This window comes from Candidatus Thiodiazotropha sp. AKAK2 (genome assembly GCF_058244685.1).
Window position 1 is genome coordinate 174,893 of sequence record NZ_JBSYOP010000022.1, and the last position, 21,926, is coordinate 196,818.

At 54.4% G+C, this 21,926-nt stretch carries 20 protein-coding genes; 15 read left to right on the forward strand and 5 right to left on the reverse strand.

Features of this window, described 5'->3' with window-relative positions; translation table 11 throughout:
* Positions 1–113: 113 nt before the first annotated feature.
* Positions 114–833: an SPOR domain-containing protein gene (locus AC4IE8_RS09600; RefSeq protein ID WP_068994652.1), complete on the reverse strand. Its 720-nt coding sequence runs from the start codon at positions 831–833 to the stop codon at positions 114–116.
* A 355-nt stretch (positions 834–1,188) separates the two neighbouring features.
* On the opposite strand from AC4IE8_RS09600, the gene AC4IE8_RS09605 reads away from it, so the two are divergent.
* The 8 genes from AC4IE8_RS09605 to xerC all read left to right on the forward strand — a co-directional run bounded on the left by AC4IE8_RS09605 (position 1,189) and on the right by xerC (position 9,649).
* Positions 1,189–2,298, forward strand: coding sequence for a Coenzyme F420 hydrogenase/dehydrogenase, beta subunit C-terminal domain (locus AC4IE8_RS09605; RefSeq protein ID WP_068994653.1), 1,110 nt, complete (start codon positions 1,189–1,191; stop codon positions 2,296–2,298).
* Positions 2,295–3,551, forward strand: a complete 1,257-nt coding sequence (locus tag AC4IE8_RS09610; RefSeq protein ID WP_490790896.1) for a polysaccharide pyruvyl transferase family protein — start codon at positions 2,295–2,297, stop codon at positions 3,549–3,551. The genes AC4IE8_RS09605 and AC4IE8_RS09610 overlap by 4 nt, the downstream gene beginning before the upstream one ends.
* 7 nt (positions 3,552–3,558) lie before the next feature.
* On the forward strand, positions 3,559–4,470 hold the full coding sequence (locus AC4IE8_RS09615; protein ID WP_490790897.1) for a lysylphosphatidylglycerol synthase domain-containing protein: 912 nt from the start codon (positions 3,559–3,561) through the stop codon (positions 4,468–4,470).
* On the forward strand, positions 4,467–6,920 hold the full coding sequence (locus tag AC4IE8_RS09620) for a hypothetical protein (protein ID WP_490790898.1): 2,454 nt from the start codon (positions 4,467–4,469) through the stop codon (positions 6,918–6,920). Before AC4IE8_RS09615 ends, AC4IE8_RS09620 begins: the two co-directional genes overlap by 4 nt.
* A 148-nt stretch (positions 6,921–7,068) precedes the next feature.
* Positions 7,069–7,206 carry an LPS translocon maturation chaperone LptM gene (lptM, locus tag AC4IE8_RS09625; protein WP_083226200.1) on the forward strand — a complete coding sequence of 46 codons (138 nt, stop codon included), beginning with the start codon at positions 7,069–7,071 and terminating at the stop codon, positions 7,204–7,206.
* The gene (gene dapF, locus AC4IE8_RS09630; RefSeq protein WP_068994657.1) at positions 7,203–8,033 is read left to right on the forward strand and encodes a diaminopimelate epimerase; all 831 of its coding nucleotides are present in this window, start codon (positions 7,203–7,205) and stop codon (positions 8,031–8,033) included. Before lptM ends, dapF begins: the two co-directional genes overlap by 4 nt.
* The gene (locus tag AC4IE8_RS09635) at positions 8,030–8,725 is read left to right on the forward strand and encodes a DUF484 family protein (RefSeq protein WP_068994658.1); all 696 of its coding nucleotides are present in this window, start codon (positions 8,030–8,032) and stop codon (positions 8,723–8,725) included. The genes dapF and AC4IE8_RS09635 overlap by 4 nt, the downstream gene beginning before the upstream one ends.
* 6 nt (positions 8,726–8,731) lie before the next feature.
* On the forward strand, positions 8,732–9,649 hold the full coding sequence (gene xerC, locus AC4IE8_RS09640) for a tyrosine recombinase XerC (protein WP_490790899.1): 918 nt from the start codon (positions 8,732–8,734) through the stop codon (positions 9,647–9,649).
* Position 9,650: 1 nt separating this feature from the next.
* On the opposite strand, the gene AC4IE8_RS09645 is transcribed toward xerC, so the two are convergent.
* Together AC4IE8_RS09645 and AC4IE8_RS09650 are read right to left on the reverse strand one after the other, a co-directional pair.
* The gene (locus AC4IE8_RS09645) at positions 9,651–12,554 is read right to left on the reverse strand and encodes an efflux RND transporter permease subunit (protein ID WP_068994660.1); all 2,904 of its coding nucleotides are present in this window, start codon (positions 12,552–12,554) and stop codon (positions 9,651–9,653) included.
* Between the two features lie 51 nt (positions 12,555–12,605).
* Positions 12,606–13,622, reverse strand: a complete 1,017-nt coding sequence (locus AC4IE8_RS09650) for an outer membrane lipoprotein-sorting protein (RefSeq protein WP_083226201.1) — start codon at positions 13,620–13,622, stop codon at positions 12,606–12,608.
* Between the two features lie 164 nt (positions 13,623–13,786).
* Between AC4IE8_RS09650 and hslV the strand changes: the two genes are divergently transcribed.
* The 7 genes from hslV (at position 13,787) to AC4IE8_RS09685 (ending at position 20,354) form a co-directional block, all read left to right on the forward strand.
* Complete coding sequence (gene hslV / locus AC4IE8_RS09655; RefSeq protein ID WP_068994662.1) at positions 13,787–14,332, forward strand: ATP-dependent protease subunit HslV; 546 nt, start codon at positions 13,787–13,789, stop codon at positions 14,330–14,332.
* A gap of 176 nt (positions 14,333–14,508) precedes the next feature.
* Positions 14,509–15,846 (forward strand): ATP-dependent protease ATPase subunit HslU, encoded by a 1,338-nt coding sequence (gene hslU / locus AC4IE8_RS09660; RefSeq protein ID WP_490790900.1) that lies wholly within the window; start codon positions 14,509–14,511, stop codon positions 15,844–15,846.
* Between the two features lie 131 nt (positions 15,847–15,977).
* Positions 15,978–16,346, forward strand: a complete 369-nt coding sequence (locus AC4IE8_RS09665; protein WP_068994664.1) for a gamma-butyrobetaine hydroxylase family protein — start codon at positions 15,978–15,980, stop codon at positions 16,344–16,346.
* Positions 16,347–16,378: 32 nt separating this feature from the next.
* Complete coding sequence (gene ubiE, locus AC4IE8_RS09670) at positions 16,379–17,128, forward strand: bifunctional demethylmenaquinone methyltransferase/2-methoxy-6-polyprenyl-1,4-benzoquinol methylase UbiE (RefSeq protein ID WP_068994828.1); 750 nt, start codon at positions 16,379–16,381, stop codon at positions 17,126–17,128.
* A 4-nt stretch (positions 17,129–17,132) separates the two neighbouring features.
* Positions 17,133–17,762, forward strand: a complete 630-nt coding sequence (locus tag AC4IE8_RS09675) for a ubiquinone biosynthesis accessory factor UbiJ (RefSeq protein WP_490790901.1) — start codon at positions 17,133–17,135, stop codon at positions 17,760–17,762.
* Positions 17,759–19,417, forward strand: a complete 1,659-nt coding sequence (ubiB, locus tag AC4IE8_RS09680; RefSeq protein ID WP_068994666.1) for a ubiquinone biosynthesis regulatory protein kinase UbiB — start codon at positions 17,759–17,761, stop codon at positions 19,415–19,417. The genes AC4IE8_RS09675 and ubiB overlap by 4 nt, the downstream gene beginning before the upstream one ends.
* A gap of 418 nt (positions 19,418–19,835) precedes the next feature.
* Positions 19,836–20,354, forward strand: a complete 519-nt coding sequence (locus tag AC4IE8_RS09685; protein ID WP_068994667.1) for a zinc ribbon-containing protein — start codon at positions 19,836–19,838, stop codon at positions 20,352–20,354.
* 94 nt (positions 20,355–20,448) lie between these two features.
* Here AC4IE8_RS09685 and AC4IE8_RS09690 read toward each other — a convergent pair whose 3' ends face one another.
* Together AC4IE8_RS09690 and AC4IE8_RS09695 are read right to left on the reverse strand one after the other, a co-directional pair.
* Positions 20,449–20,898 carry a ligand-binding protein SH3 gene (locus AC4IE8_RS09690; protein ID WP_068994668.1) on the reverse strand — a complete coding sequence of 150 codons (450 nt, stop codon included), beginning with the start codon at positions 20,896–20,898 and terminating at the stop codon, positions 20,449–20,451.
* A 116-nt stretch (positions 20,899–21,014) separates the two neighbouring features.
* Positions 21,015–21,908, reverse strand: a complete 894-nt coding sequence (locus AC4IE8_RS09695; protein WP_068994669.1) for an FAD:protein FMN transferase — start codon at positions 21,906–21,908, stop codon at positions 21,015–21,017.
* Between the last annotated feature and the right edge of the window lie 18 nt (positions 21,909–21,926).

A 21,926-nucleotide genomic window follows, 5' to 3' on the forward strand; every position in this document is an offset into this window, starting at 1 on the left:
AGTGCATGCCAATCACCGTAAAATGACGCAAATGGCTTTAAAGCTTGTGTTGCGTTGATTCGCGGTGATCGGCGTGTAATAGGGGTAAATCCCAACCCCCAGCCCGGACTGACTTACTTCCACTTCCACAGATAGGGATGTCGCGCCAGGTTCTCACGGATGGCGGTTTTATGCAGCGCCTTAGCCTCCTTGATATTCAGGTAGGAGCCTATTGAGACAACATAGTTGTCCTTGTTTTTCACGTCCGGTACCACACGTGCGTGATAGCCCCGCTTCTTCAGACCTTCTGCCTGTCGTACCGCATCCCGCTGCTCATCGTGGGAACCGACAATCACAAACCAGCTGTTTGAGATCTTTCCTGAGATGCCGTACCAGATCAGGTTGCCAGTGGATGGGCTGTCGTGTTTGCCGATCAGCATCGCTTCATCCGCGTGAGCGCTACCGATGAAGAAAGACAAAACATCCTCGACCACAGAAGAGGTGCTTTGCGGTGGAACGATACTCACCGACTCCCGCTCACCCAGCTCAGTCTGCAGTTCTTTGATCTCCAGGTTCGCCTCATTGAAGTTGTTCGCATTCAGTGCACCAACCACCAGTGCCGGCGCCATCAGGCCGAGCTGGAAGGCCTTCTTGTAATCACTCTCTGAATTGACAAACACCACGAACGCCCCCAACGCCATCAGTCCGGCCGCCTTGATCACATAACCAATGATGATCGCCGGAACAAGCACCTTAACGATCAGTGAGGCATCCACACTGACCAAGCTGACCAGCAACGGTGTGATTCCTGCGAGTGCGCCAATGGTGCAGCCAATTTTTTGTTCCCGAGTCATTGCAGTTCTCCGTAGCAGATAGACAGAGGTAAACCGGTGTAAAAATCCATTTAGGGTTCTACTGCTTCAACACTTTTTGTTTTCAGCCCAGGTTGCCTGATAAGGGCAACCATCGACTTTTACCGTCCTCCTGACTATAGAATTAGAATAGTTTTTTAGTTCCTACCAGAGAATTATTCACATCGACAGCTGGCCTGTAAAATGCTAGATAAAACAAGAAAAGTACACAGCACACCCGACATAGCCAACTGATTTTGTTGGAGTTTCGAATCAATCAGGGAGTCTAAATCGAATTCTATGTTATGATCGCGCGCTTCGATCCAAACAGGCACAACCGCCCCTTAAATCAACCGACATGCTCAATCAACTGACCGACAGATTGCTGAAAAAGGAATGGTCTGAAGAGACGATCGAGCAGCTCGTCGGCGATTATGAAAACCTCTATCATGCCTACGCCGAAGATCCACAGGTGCGGCTCAACGCGGCATCCGGTGGGGTCGGATCCGCCCTGCTGATCGAACTGATCAAGGCTGGTGAGATCGGCGGCGCCGTGGTCTGCAATACCCAAATAGAGGCCGGCAAGGTGAGGGCGCATTTCAGTATCGCCACCACCGAACAGGAGATTCTCGAGGCACAGGGCAGCAAGTATGTGGAAACCGCCTTCATGAAAGAGGCGCTGCCCCTGATCCGCGAGTTCGATGGAAGCGTCGCCGTGGTCGGGCTACCCTGCGACATCACAAACCTGCGCCGCTGGCTCGCCAAGGACAGTGTATTGGCCGCCAAGGTCAGGCTTACCATCGCATTGGTCTGTGGCCACAATTCGAGAACCGAACTGGTCGACGGCATCACCGTAAAACTGGAGAATCTGGCCGGTGGCAAACTGCAAAGCTATCGCTTCCGGCGCGGCCACTGGCGCGGTCAGTTGGAGGCCAGCTTCGATAACGGCACTCGCGTCGAGAAACCCTTCTCCTATTTCAGTCTCTACCAGAATCTGTTCTTCTATTCGGAAAAGAAGTGCCTGGTCTGTCACGACCATTTCGGCTACCAGGCCGATATCTCTCTGGGTGATGTCTGGGCCTACCGCTTCAAAGACGACCCGATCAAAAAGACCGGTGTGATCGTTCGCACAGCAACCGGACAACAGGCCTGGTCGGCTGCACTCCAGAGCAAACGGATTGTCTCTACCGATCTCGACATCACCGACATCCTCGACGGTCAGGCCAGGGCGGCCCCTTACCACCACAACGTCAGCGCGCGCAGCCGGGTGGCTCACCTGCTCGGTTATAAGGTGCCGGACAAGACCAACAGCCGCGTCTCCTGGCATCAGTGGATCAGCGCCTTCATGGCACTGTTCAACATGCGCTGGAGTGAGAACAAGCGCTGGCAAGGTCTGATTTTCAAACTGCCCAGGCCGATTCTCAAACTCCTGCTCTACTTTCGCAAAGGACTCGAATCCCTGCCATGAAGTCTGTTTCAATCATCGCCGCCACAATCAGTGGTAACCGCGGCGCCGAGGCCATGCTGACCACCACCATCGGGGAGATACGCCAGCGTTATCCCGATTGTCGTTTCAATGTCTTCTCCTACTATCCGCAGCAGGACAGAGCCCTCAACAGAGATGATAAGGTGGCGGTCTACAGCGCAACGCCTCTTGTCATCGTTACCCTGCTGTTTCCGTTTTCGATTCTGTTTGCCCTGTTCAAACTACCTTTGCTCAACAGGCTATTAGGTTTTTTTCCAGCACCCCTGCAGGCCCTAAATCAGTCCGATGTATTAATCGATCTGGCCGGGGTCGCTTTCATAGACGGGAGGGAGAAGTTTCTTCCCTACAATGTATTGACCCTGGTGCCCGCATTCCTGTTGAACACACCGGTTGTAAAATTTTCCCAGGCACTCGGCCCATTCAAAAACCCACTCAACCGGATTCTGGCACTGGCCACTTTAAAGCAGTGCAAGCAGATCTTCGCCAGAGGAGAGGGAACGCACCAGCACCTGCAGAGCCTGAAGTTGAACAATCTTTTTGCCTCGCCGGTTGCCGATGTGGCCTTCCGCCATCAGCCCGACTACAACCTCTCCGAGGAGAGTGACAGACAAGTGGCTGAACTTTCCACAAAACTGAAAGCGGAACAGCGCCCGATCATCGGCATCTGTCCCAGTAGCGTCCTTGCGGCAAAACACAATTCCGAAGAGGCCGATTACACAGAGAGTCTGACTCAGCTTTGCCGACAGCTTCTGGACAGAGGATACGCTCTGCTGCTGTTTCCCAATGCCACCCGCAAGCAGCAGGGTGAAAAGCTGAGAAACAATGATCTGCCGGTGATTCAGCGCATCTCGCAACAGTTGGCCGGCAACAACGGTTGGGCAAACAATCTCTACGCTGTGGATTTCGACATCAATACCAATGGCATCAAAAGCCTGATGTCTGTCTGTAGGATCGTGCTGGTCTCAAGGTTTCATGCCATGATTGCCGCACTCTCTGCAAAGCAGCCGGTTATCGTCATCGGTTGGAGCCACAAATACAAAGAAGTGATGGACGCTTTCGATTTGGGCGAACTGGTATACGACTTCAAGCAGACACAAATGGCTCCGATTCTGCAATCGATCGTAACGATCATCGATGATGACAGGGAAGTCAAAAACAAGCTTGAGCAGCAACTGCCAGGTGTGATTGCATCTTCAGCACAACAGTTCGAGTATCTGTTCACTCATCTGGACTAATAGCGCTGTGCAACAGAGACTCAAATCCCTATTGAAGCTAATCTGGTGGCTTTTGGTACTCACCTTTGTGAGCCTGTTCCTTTATAAGAATCTGAATGCCACACTGGAGATAATCAGCAAACTGCCACTGGTGGTTGTCTCGGTTGCATTCCTCGCCATACTCGTCGCAAAACTTTTACTCGTCCAGGTCATGCACCTGGCACTCAATAGATATCAGATCGACCTTGGCTATCGACGCTGCTTTACCATCTACAACATCACCCAGCTTGGAAAATACATACCCGGTTCCATTTGGCAGTATGTTGGCAGAATCACACTCTACAAAGAGGCGGAGATTAATAACGCCAATATCAGAGACACCTTGCTGCTCGAGACTTTCTGGGTTGTTTTCAGTGCATTATTGATCGGCATTTGTCTGATCCTGCTTACCCAGCACACTCTGATCATTGAATTGCTCAAACAACTACCGGGATATCTGATCCATCCGCTCAGCCTCGGATTGTTTGCCGCACTGATTGTCCTGCTGGCTGTGTTATTTCGTAAAACCGTGCAGCACTATGCAAAACAGTTCATGTTCAGCCCCATCGCCGGTCTGGTGGTCAGCACTCTCTGGTTATGTCTCGGCTTCTCCTTCTGGATTACCCTGTCACCCTATGCCTCGCAGGAAATCTCTTTCATCTATATTGTCGGCCTCTATGCCTTGAGTTACGCACTCGGATTCGCTGTACCCTTTGCCCCGGCTGGCATCGGTGTCAGAGAAGCCGTTTTGGTGATGGGACTTCTACCCTATCTCGATGCCAATACGGCGATTGTGCTGGCAACGATCAACCGCCTCTTCTATATCATTTCGGAAATCCTGCTGGTGTTGGTATCCAATCACCTGACAGTCCGTAAAACTAAGGAAGGTTTGACTTCATGAGCAGTATCTCCCAAAAGCTGGCACCCTATCTTTTCCTGATCATCAGTTCGGTGGTGATTCTGGGCGCCAATCCATTTGCCGGTGAAACTGTCGCTCCGACGGATATATTGACCAATCAACCGGGCTGGCAGAATCTCGATATCCGGGTGCCAACAAGACACCCGGCACGAACCGACATTCTCGACGCCAGAATGCCCAGATGGCTACATGCCAAGCAGGAGCTACGGAACGGCAATCTGCCAATCTGGAACCCGAGTCCGATCAATGGTATTCCCGGCATGCAATGGCTTCCTGCTGCGATCATCACCCCGGCGTTCGCCGTGTTTGCCTCAATCGAAGACAACGCAACAGGCTACTATTTCGCCATGCTCACCAATCTGGTGATTGCGGCAATCGGCATGTACCTGCTACTGCTGTCGATGACAAAGCATCGATTGGCCGCAATCTTTGGCGCCATGGTTTTTGCCTACTCCGGCTTTCATGCCGCCTGGTTCTTCTGGGCTCATGTAACGACAAGTATATGGATACCATGGCTTCTTTGGTTAAGTTACAACTATCTGACGAACCACAAACTCGTCTATCTGCCCTGGCTCTCGATTGTTGCCGCACTGATGATATTTGGTGGATTTCCAAGTATTGCCGTGTATGGCTTTATGGCAATGGCAATTCTGTTTGCCGTCCATACCCCTTGGCAGCAGAGCATCGCCACGGTTACCCGCCAGGCAGTACACCTGGGACTGGCAATAGTGATGGCTTTTCTGATCAGCTCATTTGCCACCCATTCACTCTATGAAATGCTGCAGTTCACTCAGAGCATGGAGACCCGCCATGGCGGTACACCGCTTAGATCCCACCACATTCTCAACTATATAAAACCAATATTCAGAGACTATGCGGATGTGGAAAGGTCAACCTATATCGGCGTTCTTCCATTATTGTTTTTAACCCTCTCCATATTGCTTCTTATCTGGCGTAAATCCTCCACAAACCTGATCTATGCCATCGTCCTGCTGGCTCTCTCAACCTTGATAGCTTTTGCCATACTCCCCAAGGGCCTGATCACCATCATACCGACATTCAGCAGCAACAACTGGGGAAGAATGACAGTCTTGTCCGCACTGGCATTTGCCGTGATTTCAGCCGAATTGATCTGCCTGCTTTTGCGTTCCGAGATTGGCAAGCAAAAATCGAAACTGATTGGCAGCCTGGTAGTGCTGTTAATTGTGATTCAGCTATTCGACATGAGATGGTTCTTCCGTGAATTCAACGGACCGGTACCGGCAGAGTCATTTTTTGCCTCCACACCCACCATTGAATATCTTCAGGAAAATCTGCGGCCTATGCAAAGTACTATTGCCGATCGCTCCTACATGGTTTCCGGAATTTTCAATAACTATGGAATTCCGGAGTGGTTAGCTCATGGCTTCAAGACACAATCCGAACGCGCGCTGATGGAAAGCAAGCTGGCTCCCAATGCGCACCGCAGCAGAACTGCAGCTGCCGTCTATTGCGAAGACATCTTTCTTGACTCCAATATACTCAACCTGCTTGCTATCAAATACATTGCCTGTCATAAACCCATCTCCACAGGCGGTATGCAACGGACCGTGCTGGCCACCTCAGGACCAAAAGCCAAAGCTTCCGGCTTAATCACACCCGAAAAACCTCTGATACAACATTTCGCACTACCCAAGGTTCTGCAGTTCGATGTGATTTCACTCAAACTGGCCACACATGGTCGTGCGAAAGGCCACGCAGATTTGAAGTTGCGTCTCTTTCATGACAATCAACTGCTGGCAGAATCACTGGTTGAATCTACAACCATTACCGACAACAGTTGGGTGGAGTTCTTCTTTCCCCGAATGATTGAACTGGAGACACAAAACAATCGCCTTGAGCTGCATGCCGAAGCAACTGAGCAAAAAGGCAAACTAAGCGCCTGGCTCTACCCGATACAGGCTGATGACGTGTTCATAGAGCATAACGGCAACCATCAGTCTGCCATGATGGCGGCAAAGTTTTTTAGAATAATACAACTGCCGGATTCGATTGTTTCTCATCGAATCGAAGCCAATCTGGTCCTGCTTGAAAACAACAATGTCATTGGCAGCGGCTACACTCTTCCCAGCCTGGATGAAGATCTGCAACCGGATTTCAGTCAAGTGAATCTGCTGGCTGGCAGTGCCACGTCCTACGAGCTTGAATATACCGGCCGTGAACCGGCCTGGATGGTGTTACCGATCCGCTACTACCCTTATTGGCAGGCAACCATCGACAATCAACCCGTTGAGGTTGAAACTTTCATGGATATGCTCCCTGCGATAAAGGTCACCCCTGGGGCAAAGGTCAGCTATCGATATGAACCACGACCGTTCTATTTATTGTCACTTTTAAGCCTGGCATCCCTGGGTCTGGTTCTGTTTCTCACCTACCGTTACAGAAAACAGTGAGACCTGGTCGATCGACAGCCTCTATTCCGGCAAACACAAATAACAGCTCACCTTTGGGCTGTTGTTTGATATAGTGCAATTTGCCTGGAATCTTCGGGTCAGCCGTGGTGTGCGATTGTAATTGAATGACGATTCAACTCATCAACATATGAAATTAGGACTAACCCAACCAATCCTGATGGCACTGCTAATCATCCTGAGCCTCTCCGGATGCGGTCAGAAAGGCCCGTTGCATCACCCGGCCGGTCAATCCTCTCAACCTTCTGCTGAGAACGCGGAATCATGATCCTCAACTTCACCAAAATGCATGGCCTCGGAAACGATTTTGTGGTCATCGATGCGGTAAACCAGCCGTTCACATTAACCGAGGATATCTGCCGCCATTTTGCCGACAGACGCTTTGGCATAGGTTGCGATCAGATTCTGTTGGTGGAACCGGCAAAACTGCCCGAGACCGATTTTCATTTTCGCATCTTCAATGCTGACGGCAGCGAGGCCGGTGCCTGTGGCAATGGCGCCCGATGCTTTGCCCAGTTCATCAGGCGCAAAGGGCTCAGCGAGTTACAATCTGTCCGCGTCGGCACCAGCACGGCCGTCATCATTCTGCGTTATCTGGATGACAACCAGATCGAAGTCGACATGGGCGTACCCTCATTCGATCCGGCGACTATCCCGTTTGTCGCAGAACAGCAGGCTGATCAATATCCACTACAGATCAATGGTGAACAATACACCATCTGCGCCCTGTCGATGGGTAATCCCCATGCCGTGTTGATGGTCGGTGATACCGATCTCGCTCCTGTGGAGCGGCTCGGTCCGTTGATCGAAAGACACGAACGATTTCCCCAACGCACCAATGTGGGTTTTCTTCAGGTACTCAGTCCCTGCGAAACCAAACTGCGGGTTTTCGAACGGGGCAGCGGTGAAACCCTGGCCTGCGGCAGTGGCGCCTGCGCGGCTGTTGCCGCAGGTCGTCTGCTTGGGCTGCTGGAGGAGGAGGTGGTTGTGCACCTACGCGGAGGCGATCTTGTGATAAAGTGGAGCGAACAAGGCAGTACCGTACTCATGAGAGGCCCAGCGGAAACTGTGTATGAAGGAGCCATCGAAATATGAGCCATAAAGCCCCTAACGACCCCATCAAGGTTGATGGCACCGATCAGCAGATTGCTGACTATCTACGTGAAAATCCAGGTTTTCTGCTGCGCCACCCCGAGCTACTGGCTGAAATGGAGATCCCTCATGCAAGCGGCGATGCCGTTTCACTGATCGAGCGTCAGGTGGACGCGCTACGCAAGCAGCTGAAAGATACCCAGCAACAACTGGCCGATCTGGTGGAGGTCGCCAGAACCAATGATCAACTGCAGGCCCGTATGCATCGACTGACCCTGGAACTGATCGATGCCGCCACCTTTGAAGAGGTGCTGAATGCGCTGGAGGACGAGCTGCATGATGACTTCAAGGCTGATGCCGTGGAGTTGAGGCTCTTCTCCTCAAGCCAGCTCGATGACCACCTGCAGGACTCCCTGAATGGTCAGATCGCCACATTTGAGCAGTTTTTCAACCACAATCAGCCGATCTGCGGCAGGATGGATCAGCAGCAGCTTGACTACATCTTCGGCACCGAAGGTGATCGCATCACATCGACTGCGTTGATACCGTTGAAGAGCGAAGGGGTACTCGGACTGCTGGCCATCGGCAGTTGTGATCCTGAGCGGTTTGCTCCGGACCATGGTACAGAGTTCCTAACACGCCTGGGTGAGATCATCAGCAGGACCCTTCAGGCTGTCTCCCTACCCGGAATCTGAGCCGGCATGGCTGTGCCGAATAGCCAACAGATAAGCGAATGGGTCGAGTCGTTTCTCGACCACCTGACTCATGAGCGGCGCCTCTCTCCCCGAACCCGTGAAAGCTATGCCCGGGATCTGCAGGCCGCTGCCGCCTGGCTGGAACAGCAACAGATCGTCAGCTGGGGTCACTTCAACCAGCAGCAGGTACGCCACTATATCGCCAACCGGCATCGCCAAGGATACGCCCCCAAGAGCCTGCACCGGGAACTCTCCAGCCTGCGATCCTTGTACAACTACCTGCTCAGGGAGAATCGGGTACAGGCCAATCCCGCACTCGGTGTCAGGGCCCCCAAGGTACGCCGCAAGCTGCCCACCACCCTGGATGTGGACCAGCTCAACCAGCTGCTCTCCATTGATGACAACTCGACCATCGGCCTCAGGGATCGGGCGATCATGGAGCTGTTCTACTCTTCCGGGATCAGGCTTGCCGAACTGATTGCACTGGATATCAGCCATCTCGACCTGAGCGAACAGATCGTTGAGGTTACCGGCAAGGGGGCGAAAACACGTCTGCTGCCAGTGGGTCGAAAGGCTGTCGAGGCGATTCGCGCTTGGCTGAAAGTGCGTGCAGAGCTGGCCAGGGATGAGGAGACCGCCCTGTTCGTCGGTGTACGGGGCAGACGCATCAGCCGCAGCACCATCCAGAAACAGTTGCATGAGTGGTCGGTTCGCCAGGGGGCGCCGAGAAACGTCCATCCCCACTTACTGCGACACTCTTTCGCCAGCCATCTGCTGGAATCCTCCGGTGATCTGCGCGCCGTACAGGAGCTGCTGGGCCATGCCAACATCAGCACCACCCAGATCTACACACACCTGGATTTCCAACATCTGAGTGAGGTCTATGACAAGGCCCACCCCAGGGCAAAAAAGCGCTCAGACTGAATCATTTACGCACCTCTGTCTGTGATTGCGGATTGGGCTTGAAGACAAATCCGGGCCTCAACCAGTAGACCACCAGAGGCAACACCATCAAGGCGATCAACACATCCATAATCAACGCCTCTGAGATATAGAGACTGACCGACCAGAGATTGGCCAGCTCGGTGTTCATCAGCGGGATGAAACTGCCCAGCAGCACCACCATGGAGATCACGATCGCAGAGCCTGTGGTCTCCAGGGTTTTCTGTAAAGCCTGTTGCCAATCCCTGGCCGATACCTGAATCTCCTCCCGCAGACGGGAGACCATGTAGACCCCGTAATCCACCCCGAGCCCCATGGCGATACTCAATGCCACCTGGACATGGAAGGCCAGATTGGCCGACCACTCTTTGATCGAGGTCATATAGGCTCCCAGGCCATACTGGGTCATCAGGGTGATAAAGCAGAGACTGATCAGTATCAGGGCGATGGTCCAGGAGCGAAACATGATCAGGGTCATCAGAAACACGGTCAGCGAGGTGGCGACCGGAGCGTTCAACCACTCCTTAAACGCCACGTCCCGGGTCGCTTCAGTAACCCCCAGAAAACCGCCGATGGGCGCTTTGTCCGACAAGGAACGATCGGTGACAACCCGCTGCTCCGGTTGACCTCCATCACCCCGCAGGACCACCTCTTCCCCGGGCTTCACACCGACGCTGATCAGCGCCATTCCCGGATCATCCCGGTGCCTCTTCAGATAATCCTGAATATCGAGGATGGTCTGATGGGTCAGTTTCGGATCCATGGTTTTTACAAATCCGACGATGATCCCCTCATCCCAGGTTCGGGTGTTGACGAAGGCGTCCAGCTCACCGGTCGCTGCACTCACCTGCAGCATGCCGTTATACAACGGGATGATCTCCTGTGGATCCGGCAGACGCCCATCCGGCCCGACCCGGTAGGCATAGCGGTTCTGCTGCATATGCTGCAGATCGGGGATCGCATACAGATTCATATGCGCCATCGGCAAGGCACCGAACGGGGCGTTCAGCATCATGTTCAGGGTTTTCACAAACTGCACATAGGAGGTGGTATAGCCGATATGGGGATGGGAACGCAGCCAATCCTCGAAGTCCGACAGGGCCTGCACCACTTCTGCATTATTGAAAATACCCTGGGGCGGATCGATCATTTCATCGTAGCAACGGTCAGGCCCGATCACTCGTTCACCCTGTGGATTCCAGGCATCCAGGCCACACTGGGGCAGTGTCCCTGCCTTCGAGCGGATCACGATATTGGCGGTAATCACCCCGGGCATCATCTGCGACAGGGTCTGCAGATGGGAGATCGCTTCAACCTCACCCCCCGCGTCCGTCAGCTCACCAAGCAGGTAGTAATCCTTATAGGCCGCCCTGGGGTAGTGAATGCCCTTCTCAACCCCCGGCATGATATCGAACTCATCCTGAATGCGGGCCACTTCCGGATCGCTCCGGCCCGCCTCACCGGACAGCAGTGCTGAGAAGCCTTTGTCGAGCTCAGCCATCGATGCGGATGCCAGCCAGAGCCCGATCACCCCCACCATCGGCAGCCATTTCAGTGGGCCGGTGAGTAGGCCGGTCACCCCTTTGGCCAGCCGCAGCTCCCAACCCCGCTCATGTTTTTTGTCACGCAGCTTGGGCGGGAAACTCACCATCATCAGGGGAATCAGGGTGGTGGTAGTAAGAATCAGGGTCGACATGCCGAAGATGCCGAAGTAGGCATAGGCCTTGTAGAACGAGATATCGATGAATGAGATGGCGAAGAAACCGTGCAGATCGGTACCGATGGAGAGCGCCGCCGGCACCACAGTATGGCGGATCGAGGTGAAGGCCGCCTGCTCCGGATCCTGGGTGGCATCCAGCTCCTGCATGAAGCGTCGGGTGATCTGCATCGAGTGGCCGATGCCGATCGCCAGCAACAGCATCGGCGTCAGAGCCATCATGGTGGTGAGCTTGAACTGGGTATAGCCCATCAGACCGAGGGTCAGGATGATGGTCATCCCCACCCCCACCAGTGGCAGCACGGCACAACTCCAATGACGGAACTCATACCAGAGCACCAGCAGAATGATCAGTAGCGAGATACCGAACAACCAGGCCTTATCCCACAGCTCCTCGACCATCGAGGCCAGAAAGTAGGGCTCTCCCGAGATGTAGAACTCCACCCGCTCCCCATAACGGGCCTCATAATCCTCCATCAGCCGACGAACCTCGGCGATCCAATCGAGATGGTGCTGTTTCAACTGATTGCTGAAATCACCGATGATGAAGGTGCCCGTTGCCCGGCAGCGCTCATGTACGCGGCCGATCGAAGCATTGGAGATCAAGCCATCATCCCCGAGGATGTCACACTTGTGGCCCTGGCCATCCTGGTAGTAGACCAGCAGAGGCTCGAGCACAATATGCTTCTCCAGACCCGCACGCAGATAGTTGATCTGGTGCTGCTGAAGTCGCGGATCGTCCGACAACCCAGACGCCGGCAGCAGTCGACTGAAATCGAGGCTGCCATTGGGGGTAATACCCAGATTACGCAATTTGGATGAGGGCAGGCCGACAAAGTTGGCCACATTGGCAAACGGCAGTTCGCTGACATCCCGATAGAAGGCCTCAACCATCCTGATGAACCAAGGCTGGTAGATATCCCCCTGTTTCAGCTTCATACCCCAGACCATCAGATTGCCCATGCCATAGGTCTGGTCGCTGTAGAGATTTGTCGCGATGTAGGGATTGGAGAGGGGCAGCAGTGAATCCGGGTCGTTACGCAGATTGACCTGATTGACATAAAACAGGGCTGCCAGGGTTGCCGCAAACAGCAGCAGAATGGTCAAACGACGATGTCTAAGGACAAACCTGGCGTAGTCTGCAGCATAGTCCCGCTGCCCGGCACTCATCGGAGGACAGCCCCCCGCTTTGCAGCATCCAGACAGTCGCCCGATCGAAGACTATTTTGCATAACCCTGCAGGGTCTCTTCAGACCAGTAGCTGTCATCAAGCTCCACATTCAGGGAGATGGTGTTGCGCGGAACGAATACCATACTGTCTTTGCCATCCTGATGGCTGATGGCATAGATGTAGCGGGGATAGCTGATGCGCGGATCCGGCTGATCAAGCGATTGCCAATCCACCGAGACGGTCTTTATTTTTTCACCTTTTTTGTAGTAGACCGTGCGATAGACCGCAAAGGTTCGCTGATCGATATCGCTGATGTGGTAGTCGTACCACCAGTTCTTGAAGCGGGTTGTGCTTTTCAATCGATAGACCGGTTTGCCGATGTGGGCACACTGGGGCCCGGGCAGTCTCAGGGTATAGCGGCTCCTCTCCCAGGGCTCCAGCTGCATCACCTCCAGGCAGTTCTCAATCTTGCCCAGTCCGAGCAGTTCATGAACCTCATCCTCTGGAGTGCGCAATACCAGCTCTCCATAGGTCAGGTTGGTGCCGAACCAGACATCTTCATAGGAGGGCTCATTGATACGCCGGATCTTGCGCAATGCGGGCAGCCACATCGACAGGGTAGCGCTCTTCTGCGGGTCTGAATAGCGGGTCAGCAGCACGCCGGTCCCCTTGGTCTTGCCAGAGGTCAATATCGCCATCTGCAGGGATTCGATCGCCGGATCGGAAGGCGAATTGTTGACGTAGGTATCGAAGGTCTGAACGCCTGGCTTGCGTCCCTGGGTACGCATCGCCAGCGGCGCCCGGTTGACCACCACGGAAACATCCCGGCCCTGACGCCGACTGAGGGCATTGTCCAGCAAGCCGCCATGGGCGGCGGTATAAGCCTGTTGTGCAATCTCATCCGCATCATTCAGAGGCTCCGATTGAAGCGCGAAATCAGCGGCCAAGAGTCCATCACCAAACAGCCAGATCAGACCTGCCAGGAGACAATGTGGGCATTTTCGATACATGGTCCTGACTCTGCCATGGATGACCACAGCAGACAAGCGAGTGAAATCCCTAATCATGTTGCTTCCCTGTAACAATCCATTCAACAGCCGAAAGGTAGGGGGTGGATGGAAACAAACCAAACAGCGATCACGCAATGCGTAATCACAATTGAAACCGATTTTTCACCGGCCCGCCCCTCAGGTACAATTGCCGGCTCTCTAGTCAAGCATTCAGGATTGAAGTGGAAAATTTCAGAGGCACCACAATTCTCTCCGTCAGACGCGGCGGTAAAGTCGTGATCGGCGGTGACGGCCAGGTCTCCCTGGGCAATACGGTCATGAAGGGCAATGCCCGTAAAGTCCGTCAGCTGCACAAAGGCCAGGTGATTGCCGGCTTCGCCGGCGCCACAGCTGATGCCTTCACCCTATTCGAGCGGTTTGAGGGTAAACTGGAAAAACACCAGGGCCATCTGACCCGTGCCGCGGTAGAAATGGCCAAGGACTGGCGAACCGACCGGGCACTGCGTCGATTGGAGGCACTGCTCTGTGTGGCGGACACCAAGGCCTCACTGATCATCTCGGGCACCGGCGATGTGATTGAACCCGAACAGAGTCTGATGGCGATCGGCTCCGGTGGCAGCTTTGCCCAGGCAGCCGCCCGCGCCTTGTTGGAAAATACGGAACTCAGTGCCCGTGAGATCGTCGAAAAAGGGCTTGGTATAGCCGCTGACATCTGCATCTATACCAACCACAACCGGGTGCTCGAAGAGCTGGATAGCGAAACTTAATCCAGATGAACCCGAACCGAGCTGCGTGGTCGGCAGAATCAAGCACACCCCTGTTGACAGGCAGCGGGGTGGAAATTGTACTGATCTGCCGCAACAGCGCATAAAAACCATATTCGATAAGTCGCCTTGAGGAAACTGTAGACAAGCCAAGGCGTCGTAAAAACAGGCTTTATTTCATGTCGCAAATCACACCCCAACAGATTGTTGCCGAACTGGATAAACATATCATCGGCCAGAACGATGCCAAGCGAGCGGTAGCCATTGCGCTGCGCAATCGCTGGCGCAGGGCTCAGGTGGATGAGGCCCTGCGGAATGAAATCACACCCAAGAACATCCTCATGATCGGCCCTACCGGGGTAGGAAAAACCGAGATTGCCCGCCGCCTGGCGAAACTGGCCAATGCCCCCTTCATTAAGGTGGAGGCGACCAAATTCACTGAAGTGGGCTATGTGGGTCGTGAAGTGGATTCGATCATTCGCGAACTGGCCGATTCCGCCGTGAAAATGGTCCGCGAAGGGGAGATGGAAAAGGTCTCCGAAGAGGCCAGCCATGCCGCGGAAGAGCGTATTCTCGATGTGCTGTTACCGGCCCCCAAACCCACTGGATGGGACGAGACCGAGAGCGGCAGCAGCGTCTCCAGCTCAACCCGGGAGAAGTTCCGCGAAAAGCTGCGCAGTGGCTCGATGGACGACAAAGAGATCGAAATCGAGGTCAATAGCACGCCGGTTGGCGTTGAAATCATGGCGCCCCCCGGCATGGAAGAGATGACCAACCAGCTGCAGGGGATGTTCCAGAATCTGGGCAGCGGCAGAACCCGTCGGCGCAAGTTACGCATCAAAGACGCCTTCAAGGTGCTCAGCGACGAAGAGGCGGCGAAGCAGATCAATGAGGAAGATCTCAAGCTACGCGCTCTGGAGACCGTGGAGCAACACGGCATCGTGTTCATCGACGAGCTGGACAAGGTCACCAGCCGGGCAGAGACCAGTGGCGCCGATGTCTCCCGTGAGGGTGTCCAACGGGATCTGCTGCCACTGGTGGAAGGCTGCACCATTTCAACCAAGCACGGCATGGTGAAGACCGATCATATTCTGTTCATCGCCTCCGGCGCCTTCCACCTCAGCAAGCCCTCGGACCTGATTCCGGAGCTGCAGGGACGACTGCCGATCCGGGTGGAGCTGTCCGCCCTCAACACCGATGACTTCACCCGCATACTGACCGAACCCGATGCCTCGCTCACCGAGCAGTATCAAGCCCTGCTGAATACGGAACAGGTACGCCTGGAGTTCACCGATGGGGGCATCAAGCGGATCGCGGAGACCGCCTGGCAAGTCAACGAGCGAACCGAGAACATCGGCGCACGACGCCTGCACACGGTGATGGAACGACTGCTGGAGAGTGTCTCCTTCGAGGCCTCGGAGCAGAGCGGCGAAACCATCGTCATCGATGAGGCCTATGTGGACAGCCAGCTCTCCCAACTGGTGGCAGATGAGGACCTGAGCCAATATATCCTTTAGCGATCAGCAGCAGGCGATCAGCAGTCGGTTGACTGGGACAAACCCTGTTCAAAGCCTGCTTATGGGTTAGCGGATCCGATATACAGTGACCGCGCCCAACAATTGAATAACAGATGAATTGAGAGAAAACCATGTCACACCCCAATCCGACAGAGATCCACCTGCATAAGCAGTCCCGTGTCCTGGAAATCAGTTTCGATGACGGTAACAAATACAGCTATCCCGCCGAGTATCTGCGGGTCTTCTCCCCCTCAGCGGAGGTTCAGGGCCATGGCCCGGGACAAGAAGTGTTGCAGGTTGGCAAGGAAGAGGTGAATATTGCCCATATTGATCCTGTGGGAAATTATGCCATCTGCCTGCACTTCGACGACGAACACAATACCGGGATCTACTCCTGGGATACCTTGTATCAGTTGGGCGTCAACTACGAGCGTAACTGGCAGGACTACCTGCAACGATTGCAGGCAGCAGGTTACCAGCGCAAGGAGCCATCGGCTTAAGGCGCTCTTTGATTGAAACAATTGGTGAAGCCATGAAGGATGAGAAGACGACACATTTCGGCTATCAGGATGTGCCGGTCAGCGAAAAAGCGGGACGGGTTCGGCAGGTATTCGATTCCGTCGCCAACAAATATGACCTGATGAACGACCTGATGTCATTCGGCGTTCACCGGCTGTGGAAGCGCCATACCATCGAAATGTCCGGTGTCCGTCAGGGACAGCGGGTTCTCGACCTGGCCGCCGGCACCGGCGATCTTTCTGCCCGCTTCAGTGGCCTGGTCGGCAATCAGGGGGAAGTGGTCTTCTCCGACATCAACGCCGCTATGCTCTCCCAGGGGCGGGACCGGATGATTGACGAGGGGCGGGTTGCCAATGTCCGATATGTTCAGGCCGATGCCCAATACCTGCCGTTTCCAGACGATCATTTCGATTGTGTCACCATCGGCTTCGGTCTGCGTAACGTCACCGACAAGCAGCTGGCGTTGAATGCCATATTCCGGGTGGTAAAGCCCGGCGGACGTCTGCTGGTACTGGAGTTTTCCAAACCGGTCCTACAGCCGCTGCAGAAAGTCTATGACCTCTACTCCTTCACACTGCTGCCGAAGATCGGCAAATTGGTCACTCAGGATGAGGAGAGCTACCGCTACCTGGCGGAATCGATACGCATGCACCCGGATCAGGAAACCTTGAAGGGCATGCTGGAACATGCCGGATTCGAGCGCTGCGACTACTTCAACCTGACCGGTGGCGTAGTCGCCATACACCGGGGCTACAAAGTCTAGCACCATGACTATCTCAGCCGCCCTATTCGCCAGCCTGGAGCACCTGCTCAACCAAGCCATCAACCTGGACTCTGAGGCCGCCAACCGACTGGCCCCGATGCAGGGCCGGGTCATTCAGCTGGATCTGCTCGGCAGCGGGCTGAGCCTCTATATGATCCCCGAACCCCAGGGATTCCAGGTCCTCAGCCATTTCGAGGGCGAAGCGGACTGCCTGCTGCGCGGCACCCTGCTCGACCTGGCAAGCATGCGCAACCCCAACAACAGTGCCGATCAGCTGTTCAACGGTTCGGTCACCATCGAGGGGGATACCGCCCTGGCACAACGTTTCGGTGAGTTCTTCAGCCGCCTTGATATCGACTGGGAAGAGCAGCTCTCCCGACTCACCGGTGATATCGCCGCCCATCAGGTCGGCAGCTTGGCACGGGGCTTCCTGGGGTGGGGTAAACAGCTCAATCAGACCGCCAGCCTCAATCTGAAAGAGTATCTTGAGGAGGAATTACGGCTGATTCCCGGACGCTACGAGATGCAACCCTTTCTGCAGGACGTGGATCGCCTGCGTGACGATGTGGAACGTCTTGAGGCCCGCGTTCAGCGGCTATCCCCGGGTGACGACCAAGAGGACAAAACCTCGTGATTCGTCCCTCTCAAGCACTCCGTCTGATCCACATTAATCTGGTGCTGCTGCGCCACGGCCTGGATGAGGTGATCCTCGCCACACATCTGTTCCGGCCGATCCGATTTCTGAGCTATCTCTCTCCCTGGTATTGGTTTCGCAAGGACCGGGGAAGCTACCCGGTGCGGATACGCCGGGCACTGGAAGATCTGGGGCCGATCTTTGTCAAATTCGGCCAGATCCTCTCAACCCGCCGCGACCTGCTACCTGACGACATGGCCAATGAACTGGCGAAACTTCAGGATCGAGTCCCCCCCTTCCCTGGTAGCCAGGCGAGAAAAATCATCGAAAAGGCGTTCGGAAAACCGATCGATGAGATGCTTGAAGCATTCGATGAGAAGCCGCTTGCCTCGGCCTCCATCGCCCAGGTGCACACCGCTCAACTGAAAGATGGGCGCAAGGTGGTGGTGAAGGTTTTGCGACCGAACATCGAAAAGACCATCCGACGGGATGTGGACCTGCTCTTCACCATCGCCCATTTGGCGGAAAAGTACTGGAAGGAGGGGCGCAGACTCAGGCCGGTGGAGGTTGTAGAGGAGTATGAGAAGACCATTTTCGATGAACTGGATCTGATGCGGGAAGCGGCCAACGCCTCCCAGTTGCGACGTAACTTCCTCGACAGCGAAACCCTTTATGTACCAGAGGTCTATTGGGATCTGACCCGGCAGAATGTGTTCGTCATGGAGCGCATCAGCGGCACACCCGTCGGCGATATCGACACGCTGCGCAATCAGGGTATCAGTATGAAACTGCTTGGTGAACGGGGCGTCGAGATCTTTTTCACCCAGGTCTTCAAGTACAACTTTTTTCATGCCGATATGCATCCGGGCAATATTTTCGTCGAACCCAATGGACGTTATATCGCGGTGGATTTCGGCATCATGGGGACGCTCACCGAAGAGGATAAGCGCTACCTGGCTGAGAACCTGCTCGCCTTCTTCAACCGGGACTACAAACGGGTCGCCCAGCTCCATGTGGCCTCCGGCTGGGTACCCAAGGAGACCCGGGTGGAAGAGTTCGAATCGGCGATTCGCACCGTCAGCGAGCCGATTTTCGAAAAACCTCTCAGCGAGATCTCCTTCGGCCACTTTCTGTTGCGCCTGTTCCAGACCGCGCGACGCTTCGATATGGAGGTCCAGCCGCAGCTGGTGCTGCTGCAGAAGACCCTGCTGAATATCGAGGGTCTGGGTCGTCAGCTCTATCCACAGCTCGACCTCTGGACCACCGCGAAACCCTTCCTAGAACGTTGGATGAGTGAACAGATCGGACGCCGGGCGTTCGTCGGAAAACTGAAAAAGAACCTTCCCCAGATCGCGGAAAATCTGCCGGATCTGCCCAACAAACTGAACAAGATCATCGATGATGCTGCAGCCGGCAAGCTGACCCTCAATTGGGAGTCGCAAGAGCTGCAGAAACTGCGCCAACAGATGCAGCACAACCACCTCAACACCCTGACCACCATCTCCGGCAGCGCGCTGTTGCTCAGCGGTTCATTGCTGCTGGTATTCGGCAGCGGCGGATTGATTCCGGCCACCCTGGCCACCGCACTCGGCTTCGGCCTGGGCAGTGGTGGCGGCATCCTGCTGCTGAGGAGCTGGATCAAAGCCTCCGGTTAAAACGAATAAACAGTCCGCAAATTAAAGCGAATCGTATCAGGTCTGAATGGTACTTACTGAAGTACCAAGACACTCATTGCGCTCAGTATAAGCAAAGGCTCTTGGTGGGGCAGGGCCCCACCCTACTGTAAATTCAGTGTGTAGGGTGGGGCCCTGCCCCACCAAATACTGCTTTAGCTAAGTACCATCCATATCAGGCCATGGTTTGCTTTGTTGCAATATGAAGCGCTTCCACTTGTCATACAATATTCTTATTTCATTTGCGTCTATTTGCGGACTGAATGCTTATCACCAATTGGGAGTGTTCGCAGTGATTAGGGCCCATTCGCGGTTGAAGCCTAATTATCCTGCAGCTCCGCTTGGCGCAACCGAAAAATTGATCCATGATTAAAGTATGGTTCAGCGTAGGGAGAGAAGCATGACAGAGACCCCCCAAGATCCGATGGAACGCCTGGCGAAAGCCTATGACAAGATGTTGCATGAAGTACACGAAGCCGTCGAATCGGCCCGGGAGAACACCCTGCCCGGCCTCAAGGATTATCTTGAAGAGGCACGTGAAAAGATGATCGAACTGGGCGAACTGAGCCGGGAAGAGGCTGAAAAGGTCTCCACTTATGTGGAACGGGATATGAAAGATGCGGCCAGCTACCTGCTGGAGACCGGTGAGCAGCTATCTGCCTGGTGGCGTTTCGATGTACAACAGGTGGAAGAGCGGATGCTGGAGATGTTCACCAGCGTCGCCGATCAAACCAAACTTGAGTTGGCCAAATTGGCCCAGCGTGCCAATACCGCATCCCTCTACCATACCGGCGAGGTTACAGGACCGGGTACTCTGATCTGTACCGGGTGCGGTAAAGAAATGCACTTCAAAAAAACCGGCCACATTCCACCTTGCTCAGGTTGCAAGGGAACCGATTTTCAGCGTTCCGGCAGCTGATACGGTCAACCCGGCAACTGTTTCGTCGCCGGGATTAAAAACCATGTCGTGATAACCGGCCCTGGAAACTGAACGATTCCAGGGCCTCATCCGGTTATGCGGCATAGCGCTCCTTAGCCTCCCGGGCCGCTTTCGCCTCTTGCACACTGTAGGCCTTACCGGACCACAGCATCTGGTAGGCGATCTCCTCATTACCGTTTTCACAGATCTCCACGACCCGTTTGAAAAGTGGTTGAAAAGTCTCACTGCGGTGAGACTGCTCATGCTCCTCGAAGCTTCGCCAGAAGGTGACGATCAATGCCTCACGGGATTTCATTTCACTCTCCACCGCCTGGCCGATGGTCGATCCTTCATTGGAAATCTGGCCGCTGTTGAGGGCGACGAAACCGCCGATGAAGCCGGTCTCGGAGTGATAGGTTTTGACGTTTTCACACAGTTCGGCAACCCGCTCCTGCAGATCATCCACAGTATAACCCGGCTTGAGGATCACACGATTTACTGTCACCGCACCATCATAGGGAAAATCAGCAATCAATCCGCTCATGGCTACCTCCAAGAAAATTACTATATTCTAAATTTCTGACTAAAATACTTGGAAATAGTTCTGAACTTATAACCACATGTTGTTTATAGAATTTATCAACTTTGACAAGGATCAGATCAAGGTGTCAGCCAATACTGCACAGACTGAATCTGCAGAAAAGCTTCCGCCTCGGGGCCCTGTAGCAGGGCCAAGGTGGCCAACAAGCCGGCCTCGGTACAGGTTGCGGCGGCGACAGTTGCCGAGCGTAGTGATGCATCGATGGGCCAGCCAGTTTTGGGATTCAGCAGATGGCCATAACGCTTTCCATTGTGCAGCAAATAGCGCCGGGTATCGCCACTGGTTGCCAGGGCGCCCCGGCTGATCTTCAGCACACCCTTTGGTGTGTCAGGGTGGCTCGGGTTCTCAATACCAACCGACCAGGGCTGATTGGTAAGCCTAATCCCGCCTGTGCAGATATCGCCACCGTAGTTAATCAGCAGCGCCCTGTCGGTCTGCTGCTGCAGCAGCTGCAACGTGCGATCCACCGCATACTCTTTGCCGATACCGCCAAAGTCTATCTCCATACCCTTGGGAAGTGTCAGACAGGGCCTGGCCCAAGTCAGCTTGTGCCAACCCACTAAGGGCAGGATCTGTTCAACCTGTTGTGGACTGGGCAGTTGATTGCCGCCATCAAAACACCAGATACGCCTCAACACGCCGGATGTGATATCGAACAAACCGTCACTCAACTGCCAACAAAACCGGGCAAAGTCGAGCAGCTGAGCCACCTCCTCATCGACCTCAACAGGTTTCCCGCCACTGTTGTTGATGAGATGGACCGGATTGTCATTGAGATAGCGACTGAACTTGGACTCGATGCGCCAGGCTTCATGGGCAGCGATGTTGAGCAGCCGCTTTGCCTGTGCTTCATCATCGACCTCCATGAACAGCTCACAGGGACTTGCCATGGCTTCAAACGAACCGATCCAGTAGCTGTCTGCTGCAATCAGTCTGACTGGACGATCGTTCACTGTCCCTCCGCCTGGGGC